Source organism: Pseudomonas proteolytica (assembly GCF_007858275.1).
Taxonomy (GTDB): Bacteria; Pseudomonadota; Gammaproteobacteria; order Pseudomonadales; family Pseudomonadaceae; genus Aquipseudomonas; species Aquipseudomonas proteolytica.
The window spans coordinates 1-16,463 of sequence record NZ_VFEV01000002.1 but is presented as its reverse complement, the minus strand read 5'-3'; the positions used below and the strand labels follow the sequence as shown (position 1 = coordinate 16,463).

The window sequence follows — 16,463 nt, the reverse complement described above, 5'->3', positions numbered from 1 at the left end:
CACCATGATGTGTGCCCTCGGCATGTTCGTGTTCAGCCTCTCCACAGCCGCTTACCAAGAGCTGCAACGCCAAACCGATTGGCGCCACGCCAGCAACAACCGCGTCGGCGCCGCTCCCGCGCGGCAGTTCGTGGGCCGTGGCGACGACTCCATCACCCTCCCCGGCATCATTTTCCCGGAACTGGCCGGCAGCGCCCTCAGCCTGGACGCCCTGCGCCTGATGGCAAACACCGGCAAGGCCTGGCCGATGGTTGAAGGCAGCGGCCGAATCTACGGCCTTTGGGTGATCGAGAGCCTCAGCGAAACCAAAACCATATTTTTCAGCAATGGCACACCACGGCGTATTGAGTTCACCCTGAGCCTCAAACGCACCGACGACGACCGTATCGACCTGCTCGGCGCTGCCACCAACATCGGCGTCAACATCCTGCGGGGGTTGCTGTGATCGAGGCCGCCCTGTCCAAGGTCACCGGCTACCTCAAGGACACAGCCCAACGCTTCATCCGTGACGCGGCCTACCCGGTGCCGGCGTTCCGTCTGTCCGTGGACGGCCTCGATATCGCCCAGAAGATCAGCCCGCGCCTGATGAGCCTGGAGCTGACCGACAATCGCGGCGTCGAGGCCGATCAACTCACCATCACCCTCAGCGACCACGACGGCATGCTGACCATCCCGCCCAAGGGCGCAGTGTTGCGGCTGTGGCTGGGTTGGAGTGATACAGGCCTGGTAGACAAAGGCACCTACACCGTCGACGAAACCGAACACAGCGGCGCGCCGGACGTCCTGAGCATCCGCGCCCGCTCAGCGGACCTGCGCAAGGGCCTGAAGACCAAACGCGAGCGCAGCTGGAGCAACACCACCCTCGGCGAAGTCCTGGGCGATATCGCCATCGGCAACAACCTCACCGCCACCATTGCCGGCGCCCTGGACAGCCTGCCCATCCTGCAGTTGGACCAGGCCAACGAATCCGACGCCAACCTGATCAGCCGCCTGGGCGAAGAGTTCGACGCGGTGGCCAGCGTCAAAGCCGGCTGCCTGCTGTGCCTCCCGGCCGGAGGCGGCAAGACCGCCAGCGGCCTGGATCTGCCACACATCACCCTGACCCGCATCGACGGTGACCAGCACCGTTACCTGCAAGCCGACCGCGACAGCTACGACGGCGTGCGTGCCTATTACTACGACGTCAACAGCGCCAAGAAACAGGAAGCCATTGCCGGCGGCGGCGACAACCTCAAAGACCTGCGCCACACTTACAGCGACCAACAATCAGCCCTGCGCGCTGCCCGTGCCGAATTCCGGCGCCTGCAACGCGGCAGCGCCACCCTCAGCTATACCCTCGCCATGGGCCGGCCGGATCTGATTCCCGAACTGACCTATACGCTCCAGGGCGTTAAGACGGAAATCGACGAGATCATCTGGTACGGCGGGAATGTGCAACACAGCCTCACTGCTGACGGCGGTTACACCGTGAGCCTGGAGCTGGAGAGCAAGCTGCCCGAGGACAATGTTGAGGATCTGGCAGAGGAAAACGCGGGGGATTACACAGGGATTATTGCGTACTACCGGGATGAGAAAAGCGGGAAGGAAAAAACCATAACTGCGGGAGATCAGGCGAAGCCGAGGCGGTTGCGGTGGTTGTATGCCAGTGAGAAGACGGCCAAACGCGCCGTAGATCGTGAGTGGAAAAAGGCGCAAGCCGACAAGTTGGCATAAACCCCGGCACCTGGCCGGGGCCCTGTGGGCGTTACTCAGGAGCCTGCGCAAACACTTCCAAAAGTCGTATCACATCATTTTGTTGTTGGGCACTTATGGCCCGAAACAACGCCAACAATATGACTTCTTGTTCACTCAGGCAGTCCGAGTTTACGGCTGACGACTGGCTGTTCGAGACGCTATTGTTCCCCATCATGCGATTACTCCTTTCACATGCAACGGGAGCCCGGTGCCAACACGGCACCGTCAAGGTCTCCCGGAGAACAACGGATGCTCATCACAAAGTTGGTGTGTCATCAGCCCACGAACAAAAAAACTGTGAGCCTCTGTTACAACTCTGGCTTGTGGGGCTGCAACGTCATGTACACACCATTCTCGCCCCAACCCTGCAAATTACCCTTTGCGTCGACGACGTAATACTCGCCAAAGTCTTGCTCGGGATCGTCCAGACGTAACCCCCCATCAGGTAGTTTTTTGGCGGTGAAGCTCTCTGTGTTTTTCCCTCCACCGGGGAAAATAGAGTCAATGAAGTACTTGCCATCCCGCTTGTACAGCACCATCACATGGCCCAGCGCCCCATCCTGCAACCAACTACCAATCATGTCCGGGTAGGACTTGAGGTCCATCGTTTTCAGGGTTTGGTAGTCCTGAGCGCTAGTGCCGATGAGAGACGCTCTGTAGTCAGGGTCGAAACTAGCGTTGGCCCAATATGCTTTGTCGCTTTGCCCTTCCACTCGGAACCCGATGAAAGTTTTTTCAGCCTTAACATTTGTATCAGCGCGAACAGCTTTGGCTACTTCGGCAAGCTCTGCGTCACTCAAACGCTTGGTCAGCATGACCTCAACTTTTCGAGGCCTGCCCTCTCGATAATCGTCTTGGGTAATTGAGTAAGAGGGCAAAGCAGCGCTTTGAGTTGCTTTTTCGGCAGGCTTGTTATCGCCACTGCCTGAGCACATCGAAACAGTCACCGCGATGATGACAAGCAGAATTACAAGCCCGAACACCTGCTGCCCTACGGTTACACCTGGATCTTTAACGCCGCAGCTTGGACAGAGTTTTGCTGTGGTATCCACGGTGTGCTTACAAGATTTACAAGGCTTCAGCGCCATTCATCTTCTCCTTTGAGCTTCCATAAAAAACCGACCATCTTGGTCGGTGTGTTGCATCCGTCTGCCTAACCTCAGCTACTCGGTGGCGGCCCTACCCACCAATGCAAACGCCAAGGCCATGCGTAGCAAGACCTGACGATCTGCTTCATTGATGTGCTGATAAGCATCCAGTAGCTCTGCAGCATCAGCACCGATGCTGTCGGTCGACCGCGGCTTACGCTCTCCAGTCACCACATAAAGAATGTCCACCCCTTTCCCAGCCACAGCTGCGAGGTAAACCGCATCTGGGCTTCGTTCACCTTTCTCGTAGTTGTACTGGCTATTTTTCGAAGCCCCTGCGACGGCTGCAAATTCAGTCTGACTGAACCCTAAGCGCTCCCGTTCCTCTTTGAGGCGGTCACCAATACCCACATTTGTCTCCATCAAGACTTGACGATCCCACAAACATGGGAAATACTTCGCCTATCACCACACGAAACCACACGAAACGAGACTATGCCGAACGCATCCCCTATCGAGCAAGCCTGCCAAGAGGCCCGTGACCGTCTCGCACGTCTCGGGATCTCGGCCAAAGACTGGGCTGAAAAAAATGAATTCAACCCGTCGACGGTGTACGCGGTTTTGAACGGACAGAAGAAGTGTTTGCGCGGTGAAGCTCACCGCGCCGCCGTGCTGCTCGGAATCAAAGACGGCGTCATTACAAACTAGGGCCTCTGGCTCCAAGGGGAAACCAGAAGATGAAACGCCCAGTTCTAGCGACCAAGCGGCAAGTCATGAGCGCTGTCATCAGCGACTACAAAGGTGGTCGCGAATGCGCTGCGGCGCGCCTCGGTTACGAAATCAAAAAATTCGATAACCACATCTACGAAAATGCCGGCAGCCGGCCTTTGAGTGATGAGCAGATCCATATGCTGGAGCAGGACGCCGGCACCACCCATCTGCCGGAATACATAGCAGCCATGTACGGCGGCATGTTTGTGCCCCTGGCCAAGCCTGAAACGCTCGACAACGTCGACCTCTACAGCCGGTCAGTAAACGCTGCCGCCAAGCGCGGCGTCGTCGACCAGATCATCGCCAAGGCATTGGACGACGGGGTCATTGAGCGAGACGAAGCTGAGGCCATTTTGAGCGCTCATAGCCATTACCAAGCGGCGCGCCATTCCGAGGTTCTGGCAACGATCATGCTGCACGGCCGGGGGCAAAAGCATTGAGCACCTACAAGCTGGTTTGCCCTGCCTGCTACGGCCCGCTGCGTATTCGGACGTCTGAGGGGCAAACGCCATGTTTCCGCTCTTTGTATTACCAATGCACGAACGTGGTGTGCGGAGCAACTTTCACTGGCACTCAAACCATCGACTTTCAACTCAGTCCATCGGGTGTTGATAAGCCGCTGACCATAGTCCCAATCGCGCCGTACATAGCTCGCCAAAAGGCGATACGCGATAGCCGCTCCGATACCAACCAACCCGATTTGCTGGACCAACTGGACGTGGAGACTGCATCCGTATGAACGCCATCAACTTAACCGCCAACCCCACCAGCGACTATCGCGTAGCGATGCAGCAAGCGGCCGTGGCCTATCTGTACCGCCACCGCTCCCAACACCTGGCCGGTGACACCCAACTGCTGGATAACTGCGCCCAGTACCTGACGCTGTCATTGGAAGTGCCGCCGCACCTGGTGCAACGCATTGCTGAATTGGCCGTGGCCGAGTTTGAAAGCATGACGTGCAACCGCATTGCCTGGCTCGGGATCTACCCCAGTAGCGGCCCATTCCGGCCTGTCATTTGGCTGCTGGACACCTTGACCCAACAGCGCCGCCCTATTTCGGGACGACTGCTCCCGCAAAAACTGCTCGACCAACGCAACACCGTGCACAAACCACACCCTCAGTAAGCCCCTTTTTAACATCCCGCCCTTCCCCGGTTGCCGTGGGTTTGGGTGAGCTTTGCCCGAAATCCGAGGTGGACCATGGAAATCGACGTCGCCATCACCGCAAAACTGCCTCGCGACCAGGCCGAGGCCCTGCTTCAGGTGCTGCGTGCTCAGTACGCACAGCAGTTCAACGAGCATTGGTACGACGACCGCTTTCGCATGATCCCCGAGGGTTTGCGGCATGGCTCGCTGCTCGTCGCCTTCCCGGTGATGGCTGCACAGAAACGCCTGATCGGCGCCCTTAAACACAGTCTCGACGAAGCGAAGTAAGCCCCGATGGAAATGAAAGAAAGGCTGCGCGCCGACGTCATCCAACGCATTGAGCGGGATTACCAGCTCAAGCACATGCGCGGCACCGACTATATGCGTAAGGGTGTTTGCCCTGCCTGTGGCCAGAAGACTCTGTACACCTTCTACGATTCGCCCTGGACGTTGATCTGTGGACGGCCGGAAAAGTGCGACCACCGCGTCTATATAAAGGACGTGTATGACGACCTGTTCAACGACTGGAGCAAGACCGCCCCGTCGACACCGGACAATCCCCTTGCCACCGCCCGCGCCTACCTGGAGTTTGCGCGGGGCTTCAAATTTGAGCTGATCGCCGGATGGTTCACCCAGGAAAACTACTGGGATAGCCGGCTCAATATCGGCAGCGCCACGGTGCGTTTTGCCCTGGAGAAAGGCGGCTACTGGGAACGCCTGATAGATCGGCCTGACCGCTTCGGCAAGATGAAAGCGCGCTTTCGCCCTACCGGCGAAGGTGCAACAGGCTACAAAGGCGTGTGGTGGTGCCCGCCAAGCGTAGACCTGTTGGAGGTCGACGAGCTGTTTATCGTCGAAGGGATCTTCGACGCTATCGCGCTGCTGCATAACGACGTGTCGGCTGTGTCGATGATGTCCAGTGCTCCCTGCCCGATTGACTCACTCAAGGCCCTGGTCAAGCTGCGCCATGACGCTGACAAGCGCCTGCCGACCCTGGTGTGGGCACTGGATAACGAACCGGTGGCTAAAGCCAATACACGCCGCTGGGTCAAAGAGGCCCGCGACCTGGGCTTCACCTGCAAAGCGGCAGTGATCCCGCAGCCCAACGGTAAAAAGGTCGACTGGAACGATCTGCACCACCGCTGGAAGTCGATCGAGGGCGACGAGAAACGTGCTGAGCGCATCGAGCAAGACCTTGATGACGCTCGCCACCAGGGTGACCTGCTGCTGGCTGACTCGGCTGAGGAAAAGGGGTTCCTCATCTACCTGCGCGACGAACGCAAGGAATTCAACTTCACATTCCGCAAGCGCCTGTACTGGTTCCGGCTTGACATTGATAAGTACGACCGCGCCATGAGTGACCTTGAGAGTTCACAGCGTCACGAGGACCAACTGCTCAACGATGAACAAAAGCGTTACAAGGCACTGCGCCAAGCCGGCTCAGTGGCCTGCATCGCCAACTGCAACTTCCAAGCGCTGTACTACATGCGCAACGACCTTACCGACGAGGCCTGGTACTACTTCCGTATCGAGCGCCCACAAGGGCCTGCCATTAAAAGCACGTTCACGGCCAAGCAACTCACGTCGGCGCCTGAGTTCGCCAATCGCCTGCTCAACGTCTCTAACGGGGCGATGTTTGAGGGCAGCGCCCAACAACTGAAACGGATTCTGGCGCCACAGCTCGATTGCCTGAAAACCGTCAACACCATCGAATGGATTGGTTACAGCCGCGAGCACGGCGCTTATGTTTTCAACGACCTTGCCTTCTTCGGCGGGGCGGCACAGGTGCGCAACAAAGAAGACTTTTTCGACCTGGGCAAGCTGAGTATCAAGTCCCAGAGCCAGTCGCCCGTGCTGCATATCAATACCGACCTCAATGCCTACAACGAAGGTTGGTTCGACATCTACTGGCGCTGCTTTGGCGTCCAGGGCCTTGTGGTGCTGGCCTGGTGGCTGGGCGCTTTGCATGCCGAGCAGATCCGCCAGATCCACAAATCACTGATGTTCCTGGAACTGGTAGGCGAGGCCGGCTCAGGTAAAACCACCCTGGTCGAGCTGCTGTGGAAACTGGTCGGACGCACTGATTACGAAGGTTTCGACCCATCCAAAGCAACAGCGGCCAGCAGGGCGCGCAACTTCTCGCAGGTCAGCAACCTGCCGGTGGTACTGATCGAGTCCGAGCGTGAACAGAAGGAAGGCCAGCCCGTAAAGCACTTCGACTGGGACGAACTGAAAACCGCCTACAACGGGCGCAGCGTTCGCTCTACTGGCGTGAAAAACAATGGCAACGACACCCACGAACCGCCATTCCGCGCCGCGCTGCTGATTGCGCAGAACAACGCAGTGAACGCCTCAGAACCGATCCTTCAGCGCCTCTGCCACGTCCACCTGACCCGCGAGCACCACACCCCGGAAACCAAGCAGTTCGCCGAGCAGCTGGAGCGCATGCCGATGGAAAGGATCAGCGGCTTCCTGGTCAAGGCGTTGCAACGCGAAGCCAACACCATGCGCCTGATGGAAGAAAACACCTCCGGCTACGAGCAGGAGCTGCTGGCACAACCCGGCATTCGCACGGTGCGTATCGCGAAAAACCACGCCCAGTTGCGCAGCCTGGTGGACGCCCTGGCCGACGTTGTACCGCTTGGCGAGCACCGTAAAGCCCTGGCACACGCCGAGGTCAGTCGCATGGCCCTGGAGCGCCAGCAAGCAATCAACGCCGACCACCCAACCGTTACTGAGTTTTGGGACCTGTACGACTTCCTCAACGGTATGGACGAAACAGGGGCGCTCAACCACGCCCGCCGGGATGAGCTGATTGCCGTGAACCTCAACGAATTTGTAGAGATGGCGGCCAACAAGCGCCAGCAGGTACCGGCACTCAGTGACCTGAAGCGCCTGCTCAAGACCAGCAAATCACCCAAGTTTCTGGAGTCCAACAAGGCCGTCAACTCGGCGCGGGCGCTGGACGCTTTCGACAAACCGAAAACCATTCGCTGCTGGGTATTCCAGGGCGTGTAACCACCGCAACAACAGGAGCAGCACCATGCAAAACGAACTGAAAGCAGCGATTCAATTTGACGACTTTTTCACCGTTTTTGGCACGAAAGGGATTGTCGCAATGGCCTGGTGGCTCGGAGCGGTGCACGCCGACCGAATCCGCTCAGATCATCATAGCTTCCCCTTCCTGCACGTCGAAGGCGCAGCGGGCAGCGGCAAATCCTTCCTTATCAGCTACCTCTGGAAACTCCTCGGCGAAGAAGAGTTCACAGCCTGTTCGCCGGAATATGCGACGCCGACTGGCCGTACGCGCGCTCTGTTCGACGCAAGCAAGCCCATCGTTATTTTCGAATCGATATCAAACGCTGAATCAACTTTTGACTGGGACGAACTCCGCGAGTTGTACAGCAGCGGCGGCACCACCCGGCACGCCCTGCAGAGCGAATCGCAAACAACGTACTTTCGAGGTGCGCTAACAATCGTTAGCAGCCAGCCCATCCAGTGCAGTGAAGCCCTCGAAAGCCGCATTGCCCATATTCACCTCGGCATTACTCACACAACAGAAAGCCAGAAGAGCGCTTCTGCCCTGAGTCAACTCACCGCCCAACAAGCGGGGGCTTTCGGCCACGCCGTAGCACAGCGTGAAGACCAGTTAGTCAGCACCTTCAACAAGCTCGCGCCTGCCTACACGGCCTCGCTGCTCGATGAACACGGCCATCAGTTAAGTCTGCGCGAAGCAAAAAACGCTGGGCAGTTGATGGCTCTTGTGGACGCTCTCAGCCTGCTGCTCAACCTCACCAGTGAACAACGCCTCAATTCATTGAGCGCGGTTCGGCATGTCGTCGAAACCGACTTCGTTCAGTTCTGAAATCCTCGGTTTTGGCGCTGCAACGCCTGCCACCCAAAGGAGAAGCACCATGCACGTACAAGTCATCACCGGTGACGGCCAGAACGGGGAAACAATCCGGCTCAGGCTTCTGAAAGGCCTTAAGGACTGGATTGGCGAGACCGGGAAAATCGTTCACGCCGAAGCCTACGACCCAGCCGGGCTGGTCGATATTCTGGAGGTTCAGGCGGTTAACAACGAAGAGATCCTGGTGTTGGAGTGCAGCCGGGAACAGATCCAGGCAGTTCTGGAGTGGCAATCCGAGACAGATGAAGTTGTCGAGTTTGAAAACCTGCTGGTGCACCTGGTGCGCAAGCAAAACCCTATCGGCGAAAGCCAGTAAGAAGGTGGTGCCGAGGGGCTGCAACCCCTCGACACCGACCACCCAAAGGAGAAGCACCATGCAAGTGAATCAACCCAAAGGCGGCACCGTAGAGGCTACCACACCACGATACGACACCATTGTTATCCGTGGTGCAAAGGGATCTGTTGTACCAAAAGAAGTAGACGGCGGTGAAGTCGTCTCTTGGAGTCGCGGCCATGAAATGGCGGCCATGTTCGCTTTGGAAGAGTTTGTCGAAGATCTGGCGGCTGGAGACTGCTCATACCCGGCTTTCATCGCTGTACGAGCGCAAAAAGTCTTAGACCTGATGAATCTACGGCGCGACCACGGCTGGAATGCAGACGAGTTGCTCGCAAACACAGCCGACCAAGAGTGCAAAAAATGCTCCGGTGCGCGAGGTGCTTCTAATGTTTAAGCGCACCCTGACCCACTTCCACCTCTGCTGCGGCCTCGGCAGCGGCGCCGCTGGTTTCAGCGACTCCAAGCCAGCTCTGGGCCCAGTCCAAGCCGAATGGCGCTGCTTGGGTGGGGTCGACGTCGACCCGGCCGGGTTACGTGACTTCCAGATGATGACCGGCGTACCTGGCACGCTGATGGACTTGTTCACCCGCGAGCAATACACCGCGTTCCACGGCCAGCAGCCGCCCCCAGGCTGGAAAGAAGCCACTGCCGAGGATCTACGCCGTGCCGCCGGCAACGAAGATCCGAACGCGGTGTTTATCAGCAGCCCCTGCAAAGGCGCCTCGGGCCTCTTGTCAGAAACCATGAGCCAGACACCGAAGTACCAGGCACTCAACGAGCTGACACTGCGCTGTGTTTGGTTGATGTGCGAGGCTTGGAAGCACAACCCAGTGTCGCTGATCGTATTTGAAAACGTGCCACGGCTGGCGACCCGTGGTCGTCACCTGCTGGACCAGATCAACAAACTGCTCAGCTTCTACGGCTATGCCGTGGCCGAAACCACCCATGACTGCGGCGAAATCGGCGGATTGGCGCAAAGCCGCAAGCGTTTCTTGCTGGTGGCCAGGCACGTCGAGAAGGTGCCGGCTTTCTTGTATGAGCCGGAAAAACGTAGCCTACAGGCAGTTGGCGACGTTTTAAGTCGTATGCCGCTTGCCGGCGATATCGATCAGGCGGGGCCAATGCACCGGGTGCCCGCGCTGCAATGGAAAACGTGGGTGCGCCTCGCCCTGGTCGAAGCAGGGAAGGACTGGCGCAGTCTGAGCCGGTTTGCAATTGAGGACGGGCATCTGCGGGACTTTGTGATCGTGCCGGAATATCGCGCTGGTTATCTCGGTGTGCATGACTGGCAGGACACCGCCGGCACCGTGGCTGGCCGGTCGAGCCCAACCAACGGCAAGTTCTCGGTGGCCGACCCTCGGCCTACTAGCAAGTTTGAATACACCCAGTACGGAGTGCTGCCCTTCGACCGGCACTGTGGTGTTGTCACCGGGCAGCGCAGCCCAGGACAAGGCACGTTCAGCGTTGCCGACCCTCGCCATGCCGGCCCCGCCAAACACAGCAACGAATTCCGCGTTGTGCCGTGGAATCGATCAGCACAATCAGTGACCAGCGCCCACGGCTCAGGGCATTGCGTCCAAGATCCACGCCGCGCCGGGAAAGGCTTCGGCAAATACCTGGTCACCGACTACAGCAAGCCGGCCGGCACCGTGATCGCCGGCAGCACCACCGGGCAAGGCGCTTTCGCTGTGGCAGATCCGGCTTACAAAAATTGGCACCCGAACGCCAGCACGCAAAAGCTACGGATCACTCCCTGGAGCGAGAGCGCCAAGACAGTGACCGGCTCGCAGCAGGTTGCCAGCGGTGCTTTATCGATCGCAGATCCGCGCCCGGGCATGTCGCGCACCAAGGGCGACGCATACCTGACCGGCGGGCATTACGGAGTGGTCGACTACAACACCCCGGCCGGTGCCGTTTCCGCCAGTGCCTGCCACGACAATGGCCGATGGTCGGTTGCCGATCAGCGTATGCCGGCGCCCAACGACCGACTGACCTGCATGATCACCAGTCTCGACGGCACCTGGCACCGCCCGTTCACCACCCTAGAGCTGGCCGCGCTGCAATCGCTGTTTGATCCAGAGGATCACTGGTCAACAGATCCGCAGACAGCCCATGAAATTCAGGTGATGCAACGTGTGCGCAAGATTGAGCAGGCGCAGTTCTTCATGCTGGATGGCATCAACGACGGTAACCACCGGGAGCGGATCGGAAACGCGGTACCGCGCGCAGCGGCAAAGGCCATGGCAGACGTGTTTGGCATGACGTTGCTGCTTTCCGAAGCTGGGGAGACGTTCATGCTCAGCAACGTGTCGATTTGGGTGCAGCCGGTAGCAATTGCCCTGAGCGTGGCACAACGGGAGGTCACTCTATGACCGTCCTTCTCCTGCTTTATCTGTGCGCAGACGCAACCCGCACAGATTGCCAGGTGCTGCCGGCTCAACTCTGGCAAGGACCAGATGCATACGAGCAATGCATAGGTGCAGTGCCTGATCTCACGAAAGCCCTGACTGCACCAAACCGCGAGAGGCACCGATTTGTGTGCGAGGTCCAGGCGGATGGCGCGCATCCCGCAGAACTGAAGACCCGCCCGACGTTCATTCATCAATCGCTTTGGATGTGATGGGGAGAAAATCATGAGCACAACAACTGAACGACCAATTTTGTTCAGCGGCACCATGGTGCAAACCATCCTTTCCGGCCAGAAGACAGTCACGCGGCGGGTACTCAAGATACCGCATGGCTTTTGGGAGACCTCTGCCACGGGTGAGCTGGTGCCGATTCCCGCCAAATGCCCCTACGGGACACCCGGCGACCGCCTGTGGGTGCGCGAGACCTGGGCGGCGGACGCACAGGTTGATGCGGTCGCGCCGCGAGACCTGAGCAAAGGTGAGCCGATCCATTACCCAGCAGATGGGGCTGTCAGGCAAACCGGATGCGCAATGGTCACGTTAGGAAAGAGCCGCCCGTCCATTCACATGCCGCGCTGGGTCAGCCGCATCCTGCTGGAGATAACCGACGTGCGCGTCGAGCGACTGCACGCGATTACAAATGAGCAATGCATTGCCGAGGGAGCTAAGGGCGGTCACGGGTCAATTCCCGGCTACATCTACAACGCAACGGTGCAAGAGCACTTCCGATACATCTGGGAAAGCACCGGAGGCGACTACTTCGCGAATCCTTGGGTTTGGGTGATCGGTTTCAAACGGGTCACGCAAGGCCGGGTAACAGAGGGCGGCCGCGATGACGCATAAGTGCTACCGACGCGACCCGAACGTGCGCGTCATCACCGACCTGGTGAGCGATGAGCAAATGCAAGCCGCATTCCAAGGCACCAACTTCGGGCACACAGACTTCCGTGGTCTCCTGGCCCAGGGCTGCATAAAGGCGTTGGCGGGTTGGCACCAGGGCCACACGCTGACCACCATCCTGCAAGAGCTTCGCCTGATCAGCTGGAATAAACAGGTGGGCAAAATCAAGGTTACCGCCAAGGGTCGCCACTACATTTGGATCGCCTTCAAAGGCCGCCCAGGAGTTTAGCTATGAATACAGCCTTTATCCTGATGGCCCAATACGCCGGCCAAGCAATTATCCCGCTGGAGCTGGTTTGTCGGGACTACTTCACGCACCTGACGCCAGACATGTTTCAGCGCAAGGTGATGGGCGGTCAGATCAAGTTGCCCATCACCCGCATGGAGCCGAGCCAAAAGTCTGCCAGGGGCATCCACCTCACTGATCTGGCCGTCTACCTCGACCTACAGCGCGCCGCAGCAGTTAAAGAACACAACCAGCTCAACGGGATAAAACCCGCCGTTTGAGCCACTTCATTGATGCGGCGCCCAGTTGGACGGGCGCCCTCAATATTTTCTCGTGCCATTCCCAGCCAACATATCGGTCACCCTTCCCACGCAGGTGGGTGTATCGCCGCATAGAGTTCCAATCCCTGTGCCCGGAAACACTCGCCACACGCGGGATATCCCAGTCCATCTCAAACAGGCGGCTCACACCTTCATGACGGAGGTCGTGAAAGTGCAGGTCTACAATTTCCAGGAACTTGCAGGCTTTCGCCCAGGACGTCGAGATAGATTCAGGGCTGTAGGGGAATATTTCGTCGCCAGCCTTTGGCATTGACTGGACGATCTGCCACGCCTCGTCCGGCAGAAAACACCAAACATCGTTGCCGATCTTCTGGCCGGGGTTCTTCATGTCGCGCACCAGCACCCGCTGACCAGGCTCGTCGACGTCCGCCCAGCGAATACGGGTTATTTCATCCAGCCGCCGTGTGGAGAACAGGGCAAAACCCACGACTTTCAACATGTTGATGACCGTCGGGCGCCTTGCCTGCATAGCCTGGTAGTGCGTCAGCACCTTTCCCAGCTCGTCCAAAGTTGGTCGGCGGTCACGCTCCCGGCTTTTTAGGTTGTAGCCCAGCTTACGCAGCACACGCCTGGCACCGCCCATGGCGAGCGGATCGACCTGGTAGCCCCAGGCATCTTTGGCGATGGCCAGGACAGCGCCGAGGTGCGCCAGGTCGTTGCCAGCGGTTTGTGGCTGAACCCCACCACCCTCTCGGCTCATTCGCCAAAGGGCGAAGTCGACCAGGCATTGGGTGGTGACGTCAGTATCGTTGAGCTTGCCGATATCCATCTTGCCGATGGCTTCAAGCGTGGCTTTCTTGGTTTTGCCCAACGGCCGGGCCTTTTCCACTTCCAGCAGGTACTGCTCGATCATTTCTTTGACGGTGACGCCCTGCCGGCTCGCCCTTTCTATCGCGCCGGGCTCATCAAGCTCCGACTCACGCTTACGCGTCCACGCCTGGGCTGCCTGTTTCCGGGCGAAGGTCTGGCTCTCTTGGTAGACTTGCACTCCGTCGCGCTTGATGCGGATCTGAGCCGTGTAGCTCACAGTCCCATCCGCCAGTTTTCTTGCCCTGATAGTCGCCATATCGAAAGTGGTACGCGTCAGTTTTGAGGTGGTACATCGTACCACCGAGCCCTGAAAAACGCCTGAAAACGCCCTATAACACGCCAAGAACACGTTGAGTAAAATGCTAGATAAACAGAGCTTTAGCCCAGCAGAATCAAGCCCCGCACTGTCTCGGCGCTTTAGCGTTGCACCTATGATGGACTGGACCGACCACCACTGCCGCTACTTCCTGCGCCTGCTCTCCAAGCACGCCCTGCTCTACACCGAGATGGTCACCACTGGCGCCATCCTCCATGGCGATCACGAACGTTTCCTGCGTCACAACGAAGCCGAGCACCCGTTGGCGTTGCAGTTGGGCGGCAGTGTTCCGGCGGATTTGGCCGCTTGTGCCCGCATGGCCCAGGACGCGGGTTATGACGAGGTGAATCTGAACGTCGGCTGCCCCAGCGACCGGGTGCAGAACAATATGATCGGGGCATGCCTGATGGGGCACCCCGCTCTTGTGGCGGACTGTGTGAAGGCAATGCGCGATGCGGTGTCGATTCCGGTGACGGTCAAGCATCGTATCGGGATTAACGGGCGGGACAGTTATGCCCAGCTGTGTGATTTCGTCGGGCAGGTGAAGGACGCCGGTTGCACCAGTTTTACCGTGCATGCGCGGATTGCGATTCTGGAGGGGCTCTCGCCCAAGGAGAATCGGGACATTCCGCCGCTGCGTTATGACGTGGCGGCGCAGTTGAAGCGCGATTTTCCCGAGCTGGAGATTGTTCTCAATGGCGGGATCAAGACGCTGGAGCAGTGCGCGGAGCATTTGCAGGTGTTTGATGGGGTGATGCTGGGGCGCGAGGCCTATCACAACCCGTATTTGCTGGCAGAAGTGGATCAGCGGCTATTTGGCAGTACAGCGCCGGTGATCAGTCGGGCCGAGGCGTTGGCGCAGTTGCGGCCGTATATCGCCGCGCACCTGGCTACGGGTGGGGCGATGCATCACATTACGCGGCACGTGCTGGGGTTGGGCACCGGGTTTCCTGGGGCGCGCAGGTTTCGGCAGTTGTTGTCGGTGGATATTCATAAGGCTGCGGACCCGCTGGCTTTGCTGGATCAGGCTGGGGCGCTGCTGGAGGGTCGCTGACGGAGGGTGCCAGTCAGTTTATGCGGTGCTCGGTCCGTCGCTATCGCGGGCAAGCCCGCTCCCACCTTTGCTCTCGGTGTTTATTGCATCGGGTTGAACCCGATTACGATTTTGCCCTCCTATTTACCTGCAAGGTCGGTCATTCAAACGCCTGTTTTCAGGTTGTTGCCCTCGCAAACGATCGAACGCATTTGCGCCCTTGAGCGGCTAGCAGCCCTCGGGTAATGTCATCAGACCCATAGGACAGAGCACGCCCATGACTTCCAAGCTGGAACAACTCAAGCAATTCACCACTGTAGTTGCCGACACCGGCGATTTTGAAGCTATCGCTCGCGTCAAGCCGCAGGATGCCACCACTAACCCTTCCCTCTTGCTCAAGGCTGCGTCAATTCCAGCCTACGCCAAGCTGCTGGATGCCTGCGTGCAGGATTGCAACGGTGATGTGGGCCTGGCCAGTGACCGTTTTGCGGTGGCTGTAGGTCAAGAGATCCTCAAAGTGGTGCCGGGGCGTATTTCCACCGAGGTGGATGCGCGCCTGTCGTTCGACACTGACGCGGTACTCAAGCGTGCGCATCGCCTGATCGACCTGTACGAAAAGGCAGGTATTGGCCGCGACCGCGTGCTGATCAAGATTGCATCCACCTGGGAAGGCATTCGCGCCGCCGAGCAATTGGAAAAGGAAGGCATCCAGACCAACCTGACCCTGCTGTTCTCCTTCGCCCAGGCTGTGGCCTGCGCTGAAGCCGGGGTGTTCCTGATTTCGCCGTTTGTCGGTCGTATCTACGACTGGTACAAAAAGGCCAATGGCAACGACTACACCGGCACCGATGATCCAGGCGTGCAGTCGGTAACGCGCATCTACAACTACTACAAGGCCAATGGCTACAAGACGGTGGTGATGGGCGCGAGCTTCCGCAACCTGAGCCAGATCGAAGAGTTGGCCGGCTGCGACCGCCTGACCATCAGCCCGGACTTGCTGGAGAAACTGGCGGCCGACAATGGCAAGCTGGAACGCAAACTGGCGCCAGGCCATGCCGGTGAACCTCGTGTGCATATGACAGAAGCGCAGTTCCGCTGGGAGTCCAACGAGGATGCGATGGCCACGGAGAAGCTGGCTGAGGGCATTCGCCAGTTTGCTCGTGACCAGGAGAAGCTGGAGGCATTGCTGAGCGCCAAGCTGTAAAAAGCGGGCGCGGTAAAAAGGGCGGCATCCGTTAGGGTGCCGCCCTTTTTTGTAACGTTAAGTATGTGTTGGTTGGGCTGGCGCTATCGCAGCATAGGTATCTACACAACTTTCAGAAACTGACACCCCCCGTGGCGAGCGGGCTTGCCCCGCGCTGGGCTGCGAAGCAGCCCCGAAAAGCCCGCCGCGTTTCTTCAGGTAAACCGCGATGGCAGGGTTTAGGGCTGCTTCGCAGCCCA

20 protein-coding genes are annotated in these 16,463 nt (G+C 58.7%); 17 read left to right on the top strand and 3 right to left on the bottom strand.

Features of this window, described 5'->3' with window-relative positions:
- Nucleotides 1–4: 4 nt before the first annotated feature.
- A complete protein-coding gene (locus tag FIV38_RS01525; protein WP_029293881.1) occupies nucleotides 5–445 on the top strand; it encodes a phage tail protein in 441 nt (146 codons plus the stop codon).
- Nucleotides 442–1,713: a phage late control D family protein gene (locus FIV38_RS01520; protein WP_092231659.1), complete on the top strand. Its 1,272-nt coding sequence runs from the start codon at nucleotides 442–444 to the stop codon at nucleotides 1,711–1,713. The genes FIV38_RS01525 and FIV38_RS01520 overlap by 4 nt, the downstream gene beginning before the upstream one ends.
- A 329-nt stretch (nucleotides 1,714–2,042) precedes the next feature.
- Here FIV38_RS01520 and FIV38_RS01515 read toward each other — a convergent pair whose 3' ends face one another.
- Both FIV38_RS01515 and FIV38_RS01510 read right to left on the bottom strand, forming a co-directional pair.
- Entirely contained in the window at nucleotides 2,043–2,822 is a 780-nt protein-coding gene (locus tag FIV38_RS01515; RefSeq protein ID WP_092231662.1) for a zinc ribbon domain-containing protein, read from the bottom strand.
- Nucleotides 2,823–2,897: 75 nt separating this feature from the next.
- Nucleotides 2,898–3,233, bottom strand: coding sequence for a helix-turn-helix domain-containing protein (locus tag FIV38_RS01510; protein ID WP_092231665.1), 336 nt, complete (start codon nucleotides 3,231–3,233; stop codon nucleotides 2,898–2,900).
- 84 nt (nucleotides 3,234–3,317) lie between these two features.
- Between FIV38_RS01510 and FIV38_RS01505 the strand changes: the two genes are divergently transcribed.
- The 13 genes from FIV38_RS01505 (at nucleotide 3,318) to FIV38_RS01440 (ending at nucleotide 12,801) form a co-directional block, all read left to right on the top strand.
- Nucleotides 3,318–3,530, top strand: coding sequence for a DNA-binding protein (locus FIV38_RS01505; RefSeq protein WP_092231667.1), 213 nt, complete (start codon nucleotides 3,318–3,320; stop codon nucleotides 3,528–3,530).
- 29 nt (nucleotides 3,531–3,559) lie between these two features.
- Nucleotides 3,560–4,033 carry a YmfL family putative regulatory protein gene (locus FIV38_RS01500; RefSeq protein ID WP_092231670.1) on the top strand — a complete coding sequence of 158 codons (474 nt, stop codon included), beginning with the start codon at nucleotides 3,560–3,562 and terminating at the stop codon, nucleotides 4,031–4,033.
- The gene (locus FIV38_RS01495; RefSeq protein WP_092231673.1) at nucleotides 4,030–4,332 is read left to right on the top strand and encodes an Ogr/Delta-like zinc finger protein; all 303 of its coding nucleotides are present in this window, start codon (nucleotides 4,030–4,032) and stop codon (nucleotides 4,330–4,332) included. The genes FIV38_RS01500 and FIV38_RS01495 overlap by 4 nt, the downstream gene beginning before the upstream one ends.
- Nucleotides 4,329–4,718, top strand: a complete 390-nt coding sequence (locus tag FIV38_RS01490; protein ID WP_092231675.1) for a hypothetical protein — start codon at nucleotides 4,329–4,331, stop codon at nucleotides 4,716–4,718. Before FIV38_RS01495 ends, FIV38_RS01490 begins: the two co-directional genes overlap by 4 nt.
- Before the next feature lie 75 nt (nucleotides 4,719–4,793).
- Nucleotides 4,794–5,027 (top strand): hypothetical protein, encoded by a 234-nt coding sequence (locus FIV38_RS01485; RefSeq protein ID WP_057439570.1) that lies wholly within the window; start codon nucleotides 4,794–4,796, stop codon nucleotides 5,025–5,027.
- Nucleotides 5,028–5,039: 12 nt separating this feature from the next.
- Nucleotides 5,040–7,757 (top strand): toprim domain-containing protein, encoded by a 2,718-nt coding sequence (locus FIV38_RS01480; RefSeq protein ID WP_167362638.1) that lies wholly within the window; start codon nucleotides 5,040–5,042, stop codon nucleotides 7,755–7,757.
- Nucleotides 7,758–7,782: 25 nt separating this feature from the next.
- Nucleotides 7,783–8,604, top strand: a complete 822-nt coding sequence (locus tag FIV38_RS01475; protein ID WP_092231680.1) for a hypothetical protein — start codon at nucleotides 7,783–7,785, stop codon at nucleotides 8,602–8,604.
- Nucleotides 8,605–8,653: 49 nt separating this feature from the next.
- Nucleotides 8,654–8,965: a hypothetical protein gene (locus FIV38_RS01470; protein ID WP_092231686.1), complete on the top strand. Its 312-nt coding sequence runs from the start codon at nucleotides 8,654–8,656 to the stop codon at nucleotides 8,963–8,965.
- A gap of 58 nt (nucleotides 8,966–9,023) precedes the next feature.
- The gene (locus tag FIV38_RS01465; protein WP_092231690.1) at nucleotides 9,024–9,380 is read left to right on the top strand and encodes a hypothetical protein; all 357 of its coding nucleotides are present in this window, start codon (nucleotides 9,024–9,026) and stop codon (nucleotides 9,378–9,380) included.
- The gene (locus tag FIV38_RS01460; protein ID WP_092231693.1) at nucleotides 9,373–11,358 is read left to right on the top strand and encodes a DNA cytosine methyltransferase; all 1,986 of its coding nucleotides are present in this window, start codon (nucleotides 9,373–9,375) and stop codon (nucleotides 11,356–11,358) included. The genes FIV38_RS01465 and FIV38_RS01460 overlap by 8 nt, the downstream gene beginning before the upstream one ends.
- Nucleotides 11,359–11,619: 261 nt before the next feature.
- Entirely contained in the window at nucleotides 11,620–12,237 is a 618-nt protein-coding gene (locus tag FIV38_RS01450; RefSeq protein WP_092231701.1) for a hypothetical protein, read from the top strand.
- The gene (locus tag FIV38_RS01445; protein WP_092231704.1) at nucleotides 12,227–12,523 is read left to right on the top strand and encodes a hypothetical protein; all 297 of its coding nucleotides are present in this window, start codon (nucleotides 12,227–12,229) and stop codon (nucleotides 12,521–12,523) included. The genes FIV38_RS01450 and FIV38_RS01445 overlap by 11 nt, the downstream gene beginning before the upstream one ends.
- 2 nt (nucleotides 12,524–12,525) lie before the next feature.
- Nucleotides 12,526–12,801, top strand: coding sequence for a pyocin activator PrtN family protein (locus FIV38_RS01440; protein ID WP_092231707.1), 276 nt, complete (start codon nucleotides 12,526–12,528; stop codon nucleotides 12,799–12,801).
- Here FIV38_RS01440 and FIV38_RS01435 read toward each other — a convergent pair.
- Nucleotides 12,776–13,927, bottom strand: a complete 1,152-nt coding sequence (locus FIV38_RS01435) for a site-specific integrase (protein ID WP_092231710.1) — start codon at nucleotides 13,925–13,927, stop codon at nucleotides 12,776–12,778. The genes FIV38_RS01440 and FIV38_RS01435 overlap by 26 nt on opposite strands.
- Nucleotides 13,928–14,030: 103 nt before the next feature.
- On the opposite strand from FIV38_RS01435, the gene dusA reads away from it, so the two are divergent.
- Nucleotides 14,031–15,041: a tRNA dihydrouridine(20/20a) synthase DusA gene (dusA, locus tag FIV38_RS01430; protein ID WP_029293850.1), complete on the top strand. Its 1,011-nt coding sequence runs from the start codon at nucleotides 14,031–14,033 to the stop codon at nucleotides 15,039–15,041.
- Between the two features lie 256 nt (nucleotides 15,042–15,297).
- Entirely contained in the window at nucleotides 15,298–16,224 is a 927-nt protein-coding gene (gene tal, locus FIV38_RS01425) for a transaldolase (protein ID WP_092231713.1), read from the top strand.
- The last annotated feature ends 239 nt before the right edge of the window (nucleotides 16,225–16,463 follow it).

Bases quoted from the DNA above. Each gene is read 5' to 3' on its own strand.
- FIV38_RS01525 (WP_029293881.1), top strand. From the start codon at position 5: ATGATGTGTGCCCTCGGCATGTTCGTGTTCAGCCTCTCCACAGCCGCT.
- FIV38_RS01515 (WP_092231662.1), bottom strand. From the start codon at position 2,822: ATGGCGCTGAAGCCTTGTAAATCTTGTAAGCACACCGTGGATACCACA.
- FIV38_RS01505 (WP_092231667.1), top strand. From the start codon at position 3,318: ATGCCGAACGCATCCCCTATCGAGCAAGCCTGCCAAGAGGCCCGTGAC.
- FIV38_RS01500 (WP_092231670.1), top strand. From the start codon at position 3,560: ATGAAACGCCCAGTTCTAGCGACCAAGCGGCAAGTCATGAGCGCTGTC.
- FIV38_RS01490 (WP_092231675.1), top strand. From the start codon at position 4,329: ATGAACGCCATCAACTTAACCGCCAACCCCACCAGCGACTATCGCGTA.
- FIV38_RS01485 (WP_057439570.1), top strand. From the start codon at position 4,794: ATGGAAATCGACGTCGCCATCACCGCAAAACTGCCTCGCGACCAGGCC.
- FIV38_RS01480 (WP_167362638.1), top strand. From the start codon at position 5,040: ATGAAAGAAAGGCTGCGCGCCGACGTCATCCAACGCATTGAGCGGGAT.
- FIV38_RS01475 (WP_092231680.1), top strand. From the start codon at position 7,783: ATGCAAAACGAACTGAAAGCAGCGATTCAATTTGACGACTTTTTCACC.
- FIV38_RS01470 (WP_092231686.1), top strand. From the start codon at position 8,654: ATGCACGTACAAGTCATCACCGGTGACGGCCAGAACGGGGAAACAATC.
- FIV38_RS01465 (WP_092231690.1), top strand. From the start codon at position 9,024: ATGCAAGTGAATCAACCCAAAGGCGGCACCGTAGAGGCTACCACACCA.
- FIV38_RS01460 (WP_092231693.1), top strand. From the start codon at position 9,373: ATGTTTAAGCGCACCCTGACCCACTTCCACCTCTGCTGCGGCCTCGGC.
- FIV38_RS01450 (WP_092231701.1), top strand. From the start codon at position 11,620: ATGAGCACAACAACTGAACGACCAATTTTGTTCAGCGGCACCATGGTG.
- FIV38_RS01445 (WP_092231704.1), top strand. From the start codon at position 12,227: ATGACGCATAAGTGCTACCGACGCGACCCGAACGTGCGCGTCATCACC.
- FIV38_RS01440 (WP_092231707.1), top strand. From the start codon at position 12,526: ATGAATACAGCCTTTATCCTGATGGCCCAATACGCCGGCCAAGCAATT.
- FIV38_RS01435 (WP_092231710.1), bottom strand. From the start codon at position 13,927: ATGGCGACTATCAGGGCAAGAAAACTGGCGGATGGGACTGTGAGCTAC.
- dusA (WP_029293850.1), top strand. From the start codon at position 14,031: ATGCTAGATAAACAGAGCTTTAGCCCAGCAGAATCAAGCCCCGCACTG.
- tal (WP_092231713.1), top strand. From the start codon at position 15,298: ATGACTTCCAAGCTGGAACAACTCAAGCAATTCACCACTGTAGTTGCC.